Source organism: Nitrospira marina, from assembly GCF_059568365.1.
This window is the reverse complement of record NZ_JCANTH010000001.1, coordinates 1784399-1799847: the sequence shown is the minus strand read 5'-3', so window position 1 is coordinate 1799847 and position 15449 is coordinate 1784399. Positions and strand designations below refer to the sequence as shown.

10 protein-coding genes are annotated in these 15449 nt (G+C 48.5%); 6 read left to right on the top strand and 4 right to left on the bottom strand.

Annotated features, from left to right (window positions below; genetic code table 11):
• Positions 1–47: 47 nt before the first annotated feature.
• The 4 genes from guaB to aspS are packed head-to-tail and all read left to right on the top strand — an operon-like array spanning position 48 to position 6206.
• Entirely contained in the window at positions 48–1508 is a 1461-nt protein-coding gene (gene guaB / locus LX98_RS07360) for an IMP dehydrogenase (protein WP_312641885.1), read from the top strand.
• A gap of 57 nt (positions 1509–1565) precedes the next feature.
• On the top strand, positions 1566–3122 hold the full coding sequence (gene guaA, locus LX98_RS07355; protein WP_496428287.1) for a glutamine-hydrolyzing GMP synthase: 1557 nt from the start codon (positions 1566–1568) through the stop codon (positions 3120–3122).
• Positions 3123–3124: 2 nt separating this feature from the next.
• Entirely contained in the window at positions 3125–4363 is a 1239-nt protein-coding gene (locus LX98_RS07350; RefSeq protein ID WP_496428286.1) for a pseudouridine synthase, read from the top strand.
• A gap of 58 nt (positions 4364–4421) precedes the next feature.
• Positions 4422–6206: an aspartate--tRNA ligase gene (gene aspS, locus LX98_RS07345; RefSeq protein ID WP_496430578.1), complete on the top strand. Its 1785-nt coding sequence runs from the start codon at positions 4422–4424 to the stop codon at positions 6204–6206.
• On the opposite strand, the gene LX98_RS07340 is transcribed toward aspS, so the two are convergent.
• Entirely contained in the window at positions 6203–7234 is a 1032-nt protein-coding gene (locus tag LX98_RS07340; RefSeq protein ID WP_496428285.1) for a molybdopterin-dependent oxidoreductase, read from the bottom strand. The genes aspS and LX98_RS07340 overlap by 4 nt on opposite strands.
• Positions 7235–7334: 100 nt before the next feature.
• Between LX98_RS07340 and LX98_RS07335 the strand changes: the two genes are divergently transcribed.
• Positions 7335–8351 carry an NAD-dependent epimerase/dehydratase family protein gene (locus tag LX98_RS07335; protein ID WP_496428284.1) on the top strand — a complete coding sequence of 339 codons (1017 nt, stop codon included), beginning with the start codon at positions 7335–7337 and terminating at the stop codon, positions 8349–8351.
• A 176-nt stretch (positions 8352–8527) separates the two neighbouring features.
• On the top strand, positions 8528–9718 hold the full coding sequence (locus LX98_RS07330) for an amidohydrolase (RefSeq protein ID WP_496428283.1): 1191 nt from the start codon (positions 8528–8530) through the stop codon (positions 9716–9718).
• 305 nt (positions 9719–10023) lie between these two features.
• Here LX98_RS07330 and LX98_RS07325 read toward each other — a convergent pair whose 3' ends face one another.
• The 3 genes from LX98_RS07325 to LX98_RS07315 all read right to left on the bottom strand — a co-directional run bounded on the left by LX98_RS07325 (position 10024) and on the right by LX98_RS07315 (position 15423).
• A complete protein-coding gene (locus LX98_RS07325) occupies positions 10024–10359 on the bottom strand; it encodes a hypothetical protein (protein ID WP_496428282.1) in 336 nt (111 codons plus the stop codon).
• Positions 10360–10717: 358 nt separating this feature from the next.
• Positions 10718–12046, bottom strand: coding sequence for an efflux transporter outer membrane subunit (locus LX98_RS07320; protein ID WP_496428281.1), 1329 nt, complete (start codon positions 12044–12046; stop codon positions 10718–10720).
• Between the two features lie 167 nt (positions 12047–12213).
• The gene (locus LX98_RS07315) at positions 12214–15423 is read right to left on the bottom strand and encodes an efflux RND transporter permease subunit (RefSeq protein WP_496428280.1); all 3210 of its coding nucleotides are present in this window, start codon (positions 15421–15423) and stop codon (positions 12214–12216) included.
• Positions 15424–15449: the final 26 nt, after the last annotated feature.

Genomic DNA, 15449 nt, shown 5'->3' with positions numbered 1-15449 from the left:
TTTTCGCATCCACAATTCGGCAGGGGACGAAATACAAGGCCTAACGCATGTTGGAAAAACAATTACGGATGGGACTCACTTTTGATGACGTGGTCCTGGTGCCGCGCCATTCAAATATCATCCCCTCTGAGGTGGATCCCTCCACCCAACTCACTCGAAATATTCGGATTAATATCCCAATTCTGAGCGCGGCCATGGACACCGTAACCGAAGGGCGATTGGCCATTGCAATAGCACGCGAAGGGGGGATTGGAATAATTCACCGCGCGCTCTCCCCTGACATGCAAGCCTCAGAAGTCGATAAGGTCAAAAAATCAGAGAGCGGGATGATCCTTTCTCCAATCACCATCTCCCCAGATCATACCATTCGCGATGCACACCATCTTATGGCGACCTATCGCATATCTGGAATCCCTGTAACCAAAGATGGAAAATTGGTCGGCATCTTAACGAACCGAGATCTTCGTTTTGAAAATCGTTTGGATCTCAAAGTTTCTCAGGTTATGACTAAAAACAACCTCGTGACTGCCCCTGAAGGCACGGGATTAGACCAGGCCCAGGCAATTCTTCATGAGCATCGCATTGAAAAACTTCCTGTTGTAAATGATCAATTTGAGTTAAAAGGGCTGATCACCATCAAAGACATTCAGAAAAAAATCAAATATCCCTATGCTTGCAAAGATGCGCATGGACGGTTGCGCGTTGGCGCGGCCGTCGGGGTCGGACCCGACGTAGAAGAACGCCTGGAACGGCTCACAAAAGCTGGAATTGATCTAATCGTTGTCGATACCGCCCATGGGCACTCCCAAAGCGTCCTGGAAAAAGTCAAAGATATTAAATCCCGCTATCCAGACCTGGAACTAATGGCAGGAAATGTTGCAACTTCTGCTGCCACGCTGGATCTCATTAAAGCCGGAGCAGATGCTATTAAAGTTGGAGTCGGGCCAGGCTCAATCTGCACCACCAGAATCGTTTCAGGAGCCGGAGTCCCACAATTGACCGCAGTTGCGGATTGCGCCACCATCGCCAAAGAACACCAAATACCCTTGATTGCTGATGGAGGCATAAAATATTCGGGAGATCTCACCAAAGCCCTCGCGGCCGGAGCCTCTTGCGTGATGATTGGATCACTCTTTGCGGGAACCGAAGAATCTCCAGGGGAGACCGTATTATATCAAGGCCGAACCTACAAAGAATATCGGGGAATGGGATCACTGGGGGCCATGGAACGCGGAGGGAAGGATCGTTACTTTCAAGAGGGCCGCGAATCTTCAAAATTAGTCCCTGAAGGCATTGAAGCCCGTGTTCCCTACAAAGGAAACCTCGCAGTCATGGTCTATCAGTTAGTCGGAGGGCTGAAGGCAGGAATGGGGTACTGCGGATGTCGAACAATCGAAGAACTACAACAGAACGCTCAGTTCATTCAACTGACCTCTGCAGGGCTGCGAGAAGCCCACGTTCATGATGTGGTGATTACTAAGGAGGCCCCCAATTATCGGGCTGACTAAGATCTGATTCTTTCCCAAGTCAGTCAGGTCCCCCGTTGACGAATTGACCGGCACGCCATGCACTCGCACCACGATACCATTGTCATTCTGGATTTTGGATCGCAGTATACGCAACTCATCGCACGGCGGATACGCGAATTCCACATTTTTTCCGTGATTCTCCCCTCGCAGGCGACGGTTCAGGATATTCTTAACTATCACCCCAAAGGGATTATTTTTTCGGGAGGACCCGCCAGCGTCACTCAGGCCCATTCTCCGAAAATTGACAGCCAAATCTTTGATCTTGCCATACCCATTCTGGGGATCTGCTATGGTATGCAATTGCTCGCTCATCAATGTGGCGGAACCGTCAACCCCACACCTCATCGTGAATTCGGTCGAGCCGATTTAACCATTGACGACAACACGAATTTATTTCTTGATCTCGATCCCACAATTGCATTTCCGGTCTGGATGTCCCATGGAGATTCAGTACAACAGCTTCCACCCGGATTTCATGTGATCGCCCACACGGCCCATGCCCCGATTGCTGCGATGAAATCCTCCAATGACACGCAACAGCTCTTTGGGATCCAGTTTCACCCTGAAGTCATCCACACCCTTCATGGGTCAACGATTCTTCAAAACTTTGCACGTCATATCTGCCGCTGCGAGCCAACCTGGACAATGGGGTCATTCATTGAACAGGCCGTGACAGACATTCGGCAAACTGTTGGAAACGCCAAGGTCATTTGCGCACTCAGCGGAGGAGTGGATTCCACTGTGGCCGCTGTTCTTGCCCACCGAGCAATCGGCGACCAATTGACCTGTCTCTTCATCGACAATGGCCTCATGCGAAAGAATGAAGTGGCACAATTACAAACAACTTTCGATTCCGCCTATCATCTGAAGGTTCGCATTGCCGACCACGCAAACACATTTCTGGCAGCACTGGGGCGCACAACAGACCCGGAACGCAAACGAAAAATCATTGGTCGTCAATTCATTAAGGTTTTTGAACAGGAAGCGATATCCTTAGGTAAAGTCGGGTTTTTAGTTCAGGGGACACTGTATCCGGATGTCATCGAAAGTCTGAGCGTGAAAGGACCATCGGCAACGATTAAAACACATCATAATGTCGGTGGCTTGCCGAAGCGCATGAAATTCAAACTGATTGAACCTTTTCGAGAGTTGTTTAAAGATGAAGTTCGTCAATTGGGGTTGGAATTAGGTCTACCGGAGGATATTGTCTGGAGACAACCCTTTCCCGGTCCAGGCTTAGCGATTCGCATCATTGGTTCCGTGACCACCCAGCGCCTAGCCATCCTTCGTGAGGCGGATGCTATTGTTCGTGACGAAATTGAACGAGCCGGACTGTCAAGAATCATCTGGCAATCATTTGCGGTCTTGCTGCCAATCCAAACCGTGGGAGTCATGGGCGACCAACGGACCTACGAATCCGTGATCGCCATTCGTGCTGTCACCAGTACGGACGGCATGACTGCGGACTGGGGCGTGATTCCACCAGAGGTGTTGGGCAAAATGTCCAATCGGATTATCAATGAAGTTCAAGGGATCAATCGTGTGGTGTATGACATCAGCTCAAAACCGCCAGCAACGATCGAATGGGAATAGATATGGCTCAGGCAGAGAAAACAGTCCGTTTACAAAAAATCATCGCCCGTTCCGGAGTCGCTTCCAGACGCAAGGCTGAGGAACTGATCCAACATGGGCTGGTCACCGTCAACGGGGAAACCGTCATGACGCTAGGGACCAAAGTTGATCCTGCTGTCGACCACATCAAGGTCGAAGGGCGCCATTTGAAGTCCCGACCTCCCGATATGTTTCTCATGCTTAATAAGCCAGTGGGATACATCTCCACCTTGCATGATCCTGCCGGTCGCCCCACGATTAAAGCCTTGGTCCCGAAACCTTCCATACGACTATTTCCGGTCGGACGCTTAGATTATGATAGTGAAGGCTTACTCCTGCTCACCAATAACGGTGATATTGCACAAGCCTGCCTTCACCCCGCACACCATGTCCATAAAACCTACCTGGTGAAAATTAAGGGTATCCTAGAAGAATCTGAAATCCAAAAACTCCGACATGGGCTGACGTTGGAAGACGGGCCCACAGCTCCAGCCAAAGTCAAAAAGGCCGGAAAAGCGGCCGCTAATTCCTGGGTGGAAATTACCATCCATGAAGGACGTAAACACCAGGTCAAACGAATGTTTGAGCAAATCGGCCATCCCGTGATCCGGTTAAAACGCGTTCAGTTTGGACCTCTGAACCTTGGAACCCTTCCCCCAGGCCAAACCCGATATTTAACAGATAAGGAAGCGAACGACTTACGCCATTTACTCATCGCACCTGAATCGCCAGGTCCGACTGTCCGGCAGCCGAAAAATGCACAGATGCGCCTATCGAGACCTGCAGGTCCATTACGGCCACGTCCCGCAACCGCCAATGTCATCAGAAGCAAGAATATCGCGTCACCTGCCAAAAAGACCGGCCAAACACGACCATGGACACCAACTCGTCCGCTGATTAAGAAAACGGAAGATCGCTCTCCCTCCAGACCTGCGACTCCTTCTCGGCCACGCACACCAAACCCGAGTTCCATCAAAAGGAGGAGCACTGCAACGTCTGTAGGAACGATCGGCCAAGCAAGGGTGCACCGATCCAAAGATCAACCAATCAAAAAAATGGAAAATTTTCCTAAATCGGGACCCGCTAGTCAGTTTTGGCCACGCCAGGGAAACCCGAAACCCATCAGGAGTAAGAAAACGATCTCAACCCCTGGCACAACCGGCAACGCACGGCCCCGCCGACCCGGCGTCACATCAAAAAGCCGGTTCAAGTTTAAAACTTAAGCATTCCGCATTCTCGGTTTTATGTTCTGCCATCAAAAGCTTTTAGGCGTTGGAAAGGATTTTTTCGTTGAAACGATCACATCATTGCGGTGAACTCTCCTTAGACCATGTAGGCCAAACCGTGACCTTAGCCGGCTGGGTTGCCAGTCGCCGCGACCATGGGGGAGTGAGGTTCATTGATCTTCGTGATCGCTACGGCCTCACACAAATCGTGTTTGATTCAGAGCGGCAACCCACTGTGCATCAACTAGCCGATCGTCTCCGCAATGAATACGTCGTGGCCATCACCGGTGAGGTGACATTACGTCCCGAGGGCTCAGCAAACCCTCATATTCCAACTGGTGCCATAGAAATTCGAAGTACGTCCCTTGTGATTCTCAATGAAGCCAAACCCCTCCCCTTTGCCCTCGACGATACCATCACCACCACTGAGACACTTCGGTTAAAACACCGGTATCTGGACCTACGCCGGCCAAAGATGCAAGAACTTCTTCAACTCCGCAGTCAGGTGTCCCATCTCGTACGGCAATATCTTCATAACAATCAGTTCATAGAGGTGGAAACACCGATTTTAACAAAAAGTACTCCGGAGGGCGCACGAGATTATCTCGTCCCGAGTCGAGTCAACCCTGGTGAATTTTTTGCTCTTCCCCAATCGCCGCAACTCTTTAAGCAGATTCTTATGATCGGGGGAACTGATCGTTATTATCAAATTGCCCGGTGCTTTCGTGATGAAGACCTCCGGTTGGATCGCCAGCCAGAATTCACACAAATAGATCTGGAAATGTCTTTCGTTGATCAGGAAGATATTATGCAGTTGATCGAACATATGGTCAGACTGGTCTTTAAAGAGACGAAGAATATTGACCTCCCCTCCCCATTGCCCCGGCTGTCCTTTGAGGAGGCCATGGGACGTTATGGGACGGACAAACCGGATCTCCGCTTTGATCTGCAGTTACAGGACCTGAGTCAATTCGCCGCAACCTGTGACTTCAAAGTTTTTAAGAGCGCAGTGGAAAACGGTGGGATTGTGAAAGCCCTCGTTATTCCCGGTGGCAACGCCTTTACCCGCAACCGGATTGACAATCTAATCGATACCGCAAAAGAATTTGGTGCCAAGGGGCTCGCCTGGGTCAAAATTAACGAAGAGGGGAATCTGGATTCCTCTATCGCCAAATTCTTTAATCCCCAAACCCTACGTGACGCCCTCCCCTCGGCCGAAACCGGGGACCTGCTCATCTTTGTCGCAGATCAAGCGCCTATTGTCCACCAAGTCTTAGGCCGCCTTCGCCTGCTGCTGGGGGAGGAGCTAGGATTGATTGATCGAAACCGGTGGGAACCGCTATGGGTCATGGACTTTCCAATGTTTGAATATGACGATACCGCCAAACGGTATATCGCTCTGCACCATCCCTTTACGGCCCCTCACTCAGAAGATATGCCGCTTCTGGAAACCGATCCTCTCCAGATTCGAACGCAAGCCTATGACCTGGTTTTGAATGGCTTTGAGTTAGGTGGAGGAAGTATTCGAATTCATGCGCCACAGGTTCAGTCAAAAGTCTTTGACTTACTCAACATCTCCAAAACGGAGGCCCGTGAAAAATTTGGATTTCTCTTAGATGCCTTGGAATCAGGGGCACCGCCTCATGGAGGGATCGCCCTGGGACTTGATCGGTTGGTGATGTTACTCGGCAAGACGGAATCGATTCGAGAAGTGATCCCGTTCCCTAAAACACAGAAGGCTCAATGCCTGATGACCGAAGCCCCCTCCCCCGTCACAACAGAACAACTACAGGAGCTCTCTATTCGCACGACCGCTAGAAAGCCTGATAACGCCGTTTAGGCGTTCAGCACATCCAGAACAATGGAATGCAATCCTGTCGCCCCAGCTGGCTGTGGCCTCGTGATTTCCGAGGTTTGGATCTTTCCCTTCGTATCGATGGCCCTGACAGACACCATGTGCTTGCCAGGTTTTGGCGGACTCCAATCATAATTCCAAATCACCCAGGTTAAAGGAGACAACGGTGGTTCGATTTCGGCGGACACCCAGGTTTTCTCCTGATCAAAACTGAGTTGAACCTCACTGATGCTCTCCGGTCCTCCATAGGCAATCCCGCGTAATCGCTGTTGAAACCCTTGTAAAGACTGGTAATGACCGGGGCTATCGATGCGGGAAAAGATATGAATGGTCCCATCATCCGTCCAACCTTTCTGTTGCCAGTAGCCAAGGTAATCGCCGTTATAGACTTCGATTTCCGTAATCCACTTCACATTTTTAATCCCGTAGAGACCTGGAACAATCAGGCGAACCGGAAAACCGTGATCCTTAGGAAGCTTTTCCCCATTCATCAGATAGGCCAACATGACATCATCTTCCATGGCTCTGGCAAATGGAATACTGTCGGAATATCCGTCAGATGCTCGAAAAATCACATCCCGGGCGGTGTCTTCATCGGCTCCGATGTCCTGCAAAAGTTTTTTAAGGGAAATTCCTCTCCACATAGCGGTCCCCAAACTACTCCCGCCTGGAAGGGTATCAATACACATCAGCGTCACAGCCTGATCAAAAGATTCCCGATTGAGCAGATCACGCCATTTCATCACCAGAGGGCGTTCTACAGCGCCCTTTACCACCATTTTCCATTGCTCCACATCCAAGTCACGGGTAAAATTATAAGAAGCATCCATGAAATTCACAGTGTAAAATTTATCATTTGACGTAAAATAAGTGGTCTCCCTGGGAGGAACTGCAAACATGGACCCCAGATCGCATCCAGGAAATCCCATGCCGATGGTGGCCAGTCCGCCAAGTTTGAAAAGGGCCCGACGGCTCAGTGGAAAAGAAAAAGGAGAATTATTTAAAAATGACATAGACATCCTCCCTATTATCTAATACCTTAACGACTTTGGACAAGATCCACGCCACATTACAAATTACCACGAAAATGATGCGAATAGAAGGAGAAACGGCATGCGGATATTCTTGACGGGAGGAGCCGGTTTTTTAGGAAGTCATTTGTGTGAAACGCTTATCCATGAAGGACATACCGTCATATGCCTGGACAATCTCCTTACCGGACGTACAGAGAATATCGGTGCACTCATGGGACATCCGAAGTTTTCGTTTATTCACTACAATGTCTGCGATTATCTTCATGTCGACGGACCAGTCGATGCCGTCATGCATTTTGCATCACCGGCGAGTCCGCAGGACTATCTTGAATTTCCCATCGCCACCATGAAGGTCGGCGCGTTAGGCACACACAAAGCGCTGGGGTTAGCCAAGGCGAAACAGGCGCGATTTCTCCTTGCCAGCACATCCGAAGTCTACGGAGATCCACTGGTCAACCCGCAGCCGGAGTCCTATTGGGGCAACGTTAACCCCATTAGCCCACGAGGTGTCTACGACGAAGCAAAACGATTTGCCGAAGCCTTAACCACCGCCTACCATCGCTTTCATGGCCTCGACACAAGAATCGTCAGAATCTTCAACACCTATGGCCCACGGATGCGCCCAAAAGATGGGCGGGTGGTGTCCAACTTTATCGTGCAAGCCTTACAAGGACATCCGTTAACGGTCTATGGCGATGGGTCACAGACCCGCAGCTTTTGTTACGTCGATGACCTGGTCGCGGGAATTCTATTGCTTCTTCAAGCCCCGCCAGACGAATTTCGAAAGAATCAGGATGTTCAAAATTCGGTTCGCTTCGGAAAAACTCAGGCCAACCTCGGCTCCATACATGACCCTGTTAACATCGGCAATCCACAAGAACTCACCGTCATGGACATTGCCAAAACGGTGATCAAACTCACCAACTCATCAAGCACAATCACGCAACACCCCCTTCCAATCGATGACCCTAAAGTACGCCGACCCAATATCGAAAAGGCCACCACTCTGCTCAAGTGGGAACCTCGGATTACGTTGGAACAAGGCCTGGAAAAAGCCATCGACTATTTCCGTTCTCATTTGGACCTTGTAAAGTGAATCACGGATTATGAGGTTCATCGATTCCGCGCAATCTGTGACCCATGACATAACCTGTCCTGATCGTAATCGGATACAACACCATTGGCTCGACAATTCCGCGTTTGGCCAAAGCTCCGAACGCAATTAATCCGCGCGAGTGGACAGAGACACCTTGCCCCCATAAAATAAAAACCATGCAGAACATTCGGCAGGACCACATACTTGAAGGCATTCTAGTCACACTTCGTGGCTCCCTTGCGGCTTGCCCGGAAGTGGCCGGGTCAGAGGTCATGACGTCAACACTCATCACAAATTTTTTACATTCCTATCCACCGGACAAACTGTTGACCCATCTCGGTGGTTATGGGATCGCAGCGGTCTATAATGGCCAACATCCAGGGCCAACAGTCATGTTACGGTGTGAACTGGATGGACTGCCTGTGGAAGAAGCAGATAAGAACCAATGGCTCGTGCCAGGAGCAAATATCGCCCACCGATGCGGGCACGACGGACATATGGCCATCGTGGCGGGCATGGCCCCCCTGCTTTATCGCACGCCACCAACCTGTGGACGAGTGGTCCTCTTGTTTCAGCCTGCAGAGGAAACAGGGGCAGGCGCACGGGCAATTATCGATGATCCGAATTTTGAAAAGTTCCGTCCGGATTGCGCTATCACCCTGCATAATCTACCAGGATTTCCCAGGGGGCATATCGTGTATCGACGGGGGACGTTCGCCAGTGCCTCTGTCGGAATGAAAGTTCGTCTCCTTGGCCAAGCGTCTCACGCGGCCGAGCCCGAACAGGCTCGCTCTCCTGCGAATGCAGTAGGACGGCTTCTAGCTGAACTGCCCCAATTGAGCAGGGTCACGGACAATCCCTATTGTATGCTCACGCTGACGCATGCGCAGCTTGGACTCATGTCGTTTGGGCTCACACCGGGAGAAGCAACTGTGTGTGCTACGCTTCGTGCAGCTTCCGCGGCGGGCCTTCAAAATTTACGTCGCGAAGCGGAACAGTGTGTTCGTCTTTGTGCCGAGGCGGAACGACTTTTTGCAGAAGTCGAGTGGGTGCAGGATTTTCCGGCGACAATTAACGATGATGCCTTGGTTGATACCCTGGAGCGCGTGTGCCTGGATACGGGAATTGAGGCTATGGAAATTCCCAAACCGTTCCGCTGGTCGGAGGACTTTGGACATTTTGGCGATATTTGCCCCATACTCCATTTTGGACTCGGTATTGGTGAGCATGCACCAGGCCTCCATCAGCCGGATTATGAGTTCTGCGACGAGACAATCCTGATTGCGGTGAGTGGCTTTTATGAAATGGTCAAATCGCTGTTGATCGGATATGGAAGTCAAGGAGAAAAAGCCGCAACCGGTACCTGAGCAATTTCGATAAATTTGCCGAAGGTACTGCGACAAAGACAATTCAAAAAAAACAAATCTAAATAGAGCCAAAAACCGGTAGAGAGATTTACGAAGTATTCACCGGTTCGGCCGAAACCTCGTTCCAATTCGTCTGTCATTCCGCCATCCGGTTGAGGACCCATTCCGAAGTAAGGACTGAGACAATGGACCTCTACCCGACGGAATCATCCACAGCAAAAAAAATTCCCCCTATCATTTCCATCCGCCTTCTTTATGTATCTGGTTATGGGAGGGTGGATGAAGAAAAAGGCAAGAAACCCTTCTCACCGAATCTTCAGGGACTTGGGTGGTGTTGGAGGGGTTGGGGGTGTCGGGAGTGTGGTATCAACAATACCTGTCGATGGGGAAAGAGATTCTCTTTCGAATTTTTTTGATATGACGGGCGAGTCAGTCTTCCTCAATGTTTGAGCCAGACAGATTTGTAATTGCGCGATGGCTTGTACGGTAAGGGAGTTGGGATCATTCGCATAATCCGTGGCCATTTTTTTGCAAATGGCCTCTTCCACGGTTTCCTTGACCTCGAAAAGATCGCCCAAGGCCGATCCCGTGAAGACCACAACCCCATACAAAGCTCCCAATATGCCCGCTTGCACTCTCATGCATTATTTTCCGGGTTGAAGGCTATGATAAACTAGCGGTCCCATCATTTTATTTTCATAAACCGGAGCGCGAGAGTCACGACACAAGATAAACCGAGAGTACCTTGAATCCAAGGTTAAAGCGAACTCAAGATACAGTAAGGATAACGGAATAGCCTGCTCATCATATCGGTTGAAGTCTTCAACCATGCTATATAATTGGGGCTATTGAAGCTTCAACTGCCAAAGGCAAATACTATTCACCGTTCCTATCAAACACGATCCCTCCAATCTACGAGAAATCCTGCCCAATCGATCCCAATCCCAGCCTCTTGGTCACCGCTCCACATTATCCAATGTTAATTCCGGAAGTGACATCTTATTTCCATCCTCCTCCTAATGCCTTGTATATTTTTACGACCGCTATTCGTAATTGCTTGGCAAAATTGATTAATTCGAGGTTGGATTGCAAAGCATTCCGTTGTGCAATAAGGACCTCCAGGTAGCTTGCCCTGCCATATCTATAGAGTAAGTGTGACGTTTCGACAGATTGTCGCAGGACTTTGTTTTGTTGCTTTTTCAAAGCATTGATTTTTCGCAGGTTATGAATATTAGAGAGTTCATTGGCCACTTCAACATAGGCGTTCAAAATTGTTTTCTGATAATGATACATGGCAGTCAGCTGATGAGCTTCGGCAAGATGGAACTGTGCTTGTAAGGCATTTCTATTAATAAGTGGGGCGACCAACGTGCCAACCGTGGTATACGCGATTGAGGCGGGCGCCACTAATAAAAAATCGGGATTGAAGGCTTGAAACCCAAAACTTGCCGTAATATTAAAGGTTGGGAAAAAAGCAGCTTTAGCCACTTTCAAATCGAACTTACTGGCCTTGATCTGAAATTCGGCTTCACGGACATCCGGGCGGTTTGCCAGTAATTGTGAAGGAACTCCCGACGAAATCTCATGTGGAATATCTGTGAAATATTCGCCTTTGGTCCGTTCAATGGGTTCTGGAAAGCGCCCTAACAAGAAGTTTATGTGATTTTCCGTGATCGTAATTTGTTGCAAAACCTCTTTTTCCAAAATGCTGGTATTGAGCACTTGAGCCTTAAATAATTCCACGGCTAATTCGGTTGCCCTGCCGGTTTCCTTCTGCAGTTCAATCACTTCCAACGATTCGTACTGTGTGTGGAGGGTTTGCCTGATGATGTCCAATTCATTGTCCAATGCCCGCAATTCGTTATAGTAAATTGCGACATCGGCTACCAGATTAGACACGACAAAGCTCGTCCCTTCGATACTTCCCAAAAATTTGGCCATGGCGGAACTGCGCTGATTTTGCAGCTTGCCCCAAATATCAACCTCCCACGATGACTGTAGGCCCACAAAAAGATCAGGCAAATTGGTGGGAACGGTTTGTCCGGGAGTAATGTCGGTCGTCGCGTTCCCTGCCCCGTCCATGGTGTACCGTCCGAATCGGCGAATAGCGGTTCCGACGCCCAAACCCATCGTCGGCATCAGTGCTCCGGTTGCTGCTCTGACACTTGAACGCGCAATTTCAATTCGCTGCAGTGCCATTTGCAAATCAATATTATTCTTTATGGCGGTATCTATTAAGTTATGGAGAAGCGGATCGACAAAGTAATCTTTCCACTGTATGTCGGCAATATTGGTGGTATCTGTTTTATCCTTAAAGCTTGTTGGCATTTCGTTTTCCGGAATAGCCAAGTCGGTTTTAAGTCCTGTGCAACCATTAAAAAATAAAATCAGGAACAAAATGAAAAGATTGGAATACAGATAACGTTTCATTGTGTATGAGGGAAGAAATTCAAGTATTCGTTGAAATTCGACGGAACTCCCTGAGGAATCAGGAACTATTGAAGTTTTGCCAACCTGCGGGCAAATTTAAACCGAGACTTGAAACTTAATCGCGGAGCCTTCCCTGTCGTTGATTCTTCCTCAAGATTTTGTGTCGTTCCCATCGTTGCAAATACCACAAATAAGCCCGGGATAAGAATCACGCCAAAAATGGTCCCGAAAAACATACCTCCAGCCGCCGCCGAGCCAATGGTATTGTTCCCAATCTCCCCTGCACCCGAGGCAAACATTAAAGGGAGAAGCCCGGCAATAAATGCAAATGATGTCATCAAAATAGGGCGTAAACGAATGGCCGCCCCTTCAATCGCTGCTTCAAGCGGAGATTTTCCTCGCTTTTGTTGTAATGTGGCGAATTCGATTATCAGAATGGCATTTTTACCGAGGATGCCGATTAACATGATCATCGCGATTTGAGCGTAGATATTATTTTCCAAACCCATCAGTAAGAGGAAAAATAAGGCACCGAACACCCCAATGGGTAGCGAAAGAATCACCGGCATGGGCAGCAGAAAACTCTCATATTGTGCGGCGAGGAGTAGATACACGAATATTAAACAAATGAGAAAAATGTAAACGGCCTGATTGCCCATCTGGGCTTCATCTCGCGAAGACCCTGCCCAATCGTACCCAAACCCTTTCGGTAATTTACTGGCAGCCACCTCTTTGATGGCCGTAATAGCCTGACCGCTGCTATACCCGGTTGCAGGCTGCCCATTGATCATGGCTGATGGGTACATATTGTAACGGGTCACCTGTTCAGGACCATAAATTTTTTCAACGCGAAGAAAAGAAGAAAAGTGGACCATTTCACCCGCGTCATTTTTAATATATAACTTCATCAGGTCTTCAGGTTCTGCACGAAATTCGGGTAGCGCCTGTACCATGACTTTATACATCTGACCGAAACGGATAAAGTTAGTCGCATACACACTGCCAATCAGTGCTTGAAGGGTGTTCATCGCGTTTTCCGCGGTGACACCCTTTTGAGCCGCCTTCTCGCCATCAATATGTAACAGATATTGTGGAAAACGCGCATTGAAGGTGGTAAAGGCATTAGCGATTTCCGGCCGTTGGTTGAGGTCATGGACAAAGTCATCGGCCGTTTTTTGTAATTCTGCAAGGGAATCCGAACCGGTTTTGTCTAACAACCGCATTTCAAAACCGCTGGAATTCCCATAACCCGGTACGGGGGGAGGGGTAAAAAATTCAATACTGGCATCTTTAATATGTTTGGTTTTTTCTTCAAGAATGCCGATAATTTCCCTATCAGAGGCCGTTCGTTCATTCCAATTTTTCAAACTGATGAGATTCATCCCATAGACGGAACCTGTACCTTCAGACAGGATGCTGAATCCCGCAAGGCTTGAGACGGATGTCACATCCTCAAATCCGGATGCAATCTGTTGCACTTCATCCACAACTTTTTCCGTACGTTCGAGAGTCGCGCCCGTTGGAGCAGTAACATTGGCATAAATTGTTCCCTGATCTTCATTAGGAATAAAGCCCGATGGAACAAACGCCCCGACCAAACCGGTGCCTAAGGAAAAACCAAGCAGGATCCCAAAAGTCACAACTCTTCTGTTCGCTATCGCGCTAATAAGTTTTTGATAATTATCGGACAGATTGTCATACCAACGATTAAATCCATGAAATAATTTCTGCAGCCGCGCATTTTGAGGCTGTTGGCTGTTGTGAGTATCTTTAAGAAAAACGGTACAAAGGGCTGGGGTCAGTGTGAGGGCGGTGACCCCTGAAAAAATAATAGAACAGGCCATAGTCAAGGAAAACTGTCTATAAAAAATTCCCGTCGGGCCATCCATAAACGCGACGGGCAAAAACACAGCCGACATAACGAGGGTAATGGCAATAATGGCCCCGCTAATTTCATGCATGGCTTGTTCCGTAGCCGGCTGGGCTCCAATTCCTGAATTCTCCATTTTGGCATGAACGGCTTCAATCACCACGATCGCGTTATCGACTACAATCCCTATGGCAAGAACCAATGCAAAGAGTGTGATGAGATTCAGGGAAAAACCCATTATGTGCATAAAGAAAAATGTGCCGACCAGGGATACCGGTACGGCCAAAATAGGAATGATGGTGAGTCGAACATTCTGCAGAAAGACAAACACCACCAGGGATACCAAAAGAAATGCTTCAATTAACGTTGTCAGAACTTGGTTAATGGAGGCATCCAAAAACTCAGAAACATCATAACTGAGACTGTAATCCATTCCCGGGGGAAATGCCGTTGATTTAATTTCCTGCATTTTTTCTTTGATCGATTTAATCACTTCCTTGGCATTGCTGCCAGGCCGCTGTTTTAACAGAATGGCCGCAGAGGCTTGCCCGTTTTCTTTGGAAAGAACATCATAATCTTGTGAATCGAATTCAACGTCTGCAACATCTTTTAGCCGCAAAATTTCCCCTTCATCCGTACTGCTTAACACAATGTCTTCATAGGCTTCTCTTGTATTGTGCTTGCCGGTATATTTCAATACGTACTGAAGGGCCTGGACGTTCCTATCCCTACCTGAGCTCTCGCCAATTTTACCCGGTGCGGCTTCTACATTCTGGGCTTGTAATTTTTCGATAACCTCAAGAGCTGATATGTTGTACATGACAAGTTTATTGGGCCTTAACCACACACGCATGGCATATTCCCTTGAACCCATAATTTCAGCAAACCCTACACCATCTATTCTTTTCAGCTCCTTCAGGATATTGATATCAGTAAAATTGTAAAGAAATTTTTCGTCTATGGTGGGATCCAGGCTGTGAATGTTGATATACAACAACATACTGTTTTGTACCTTTTCGACGATTACCCCGGATTTTATAGCCTCTGGGGGCAACTCATCCAAGGCGGAAGCCACTCGGTTCTGAACATTCACAGCGGCAATTTCCGGGTCGGTCCCGGCGTTAAAAATAATCTGGATAATACTCGTGCCATCATTTCCGGAAACGGACGACATGTAGGCCATTCCGGCAACACCATTAATGGCTCGTTCAAGCGGGGTCACAACCGCCTTGACCACAGCTTCGGCATTTGCCCCGATAAATTTTGACGTCACATTGACCTCGGGAGGGGTAATCTCTGGAAACTGAGTGACAGGGAGCTGGGTAAAGGACAACAAGCCCAGTAAGGTAATTACCAGAGAAATAACAATAGAAAGGACCGGACGATGAATAAATGTAGCTGTCATATTTATCTAATTCTTTTACAGTCGTG

Bases quoted from the DNA above. Each gene is read 5' to 3' on its own strand.
- LX98_RS07340 (WP_496428285.1), bottom strand. From the start codon at position 7,234: ATGTCATTTTTAAATAATTCTCCTTTTTCTTTTCCACTGAGCCGTCGG.
- LX98_RS07330 (WP_496428283.1), top strand. From the start codon at position 8,528: ATGCAGAACATTCGGCAGGACCACATACTTGAAGGCATTCTAGTCACA.
- LX98_RS07325 (WP_496428282.1), bottom strand. From the start codon at position 10,359: ATGAGAGTGCAAGCGGGCATATTGGGAGCTTTGTATGGGGTTGTGGTC.
- LX98_RS07350 (WP_496428286.1), top strand. From the start codon at position 3,125: ATGGCTCAGGCAGAGAAAACAGTCCGTTTACAAAAAATCATCGCCCGT.
- LX98_RS07335 (WP_496428284.1), top strand. From the start codon at position 7,335: ATGCGGATATTCTTGACGGGAGGAGCCGGTTTTTTAGGAAGTCATTTG.
- guaB (WP_312641885.1), top strand. From the start codon at position 48: ATGTTGGAAAAACAATTACGGATGGGACTCACTTTTGATGACGTGGTC.
- LX98_RS07320 (WP_496428281.1), bottom strand. From the start codon at position 12,046: ATGCCAACAAGCTTTAAGGATAAAACAGATACCACCAATATTGCCGAC.
- guaA (WP_496428287.1), top strand. From the start codon at position 1,566: ATGCACTCGCACCACGATACCATTGTCATTCTGGATTTTGGATCGCAG.
- LX98_RS07315 (WP_496428280.1), bottom strand. From the start codon at position 15,423: ATGACAGCTACATTTATTCATCGTCCGGTCCTTTCTATTGTTATTTCT.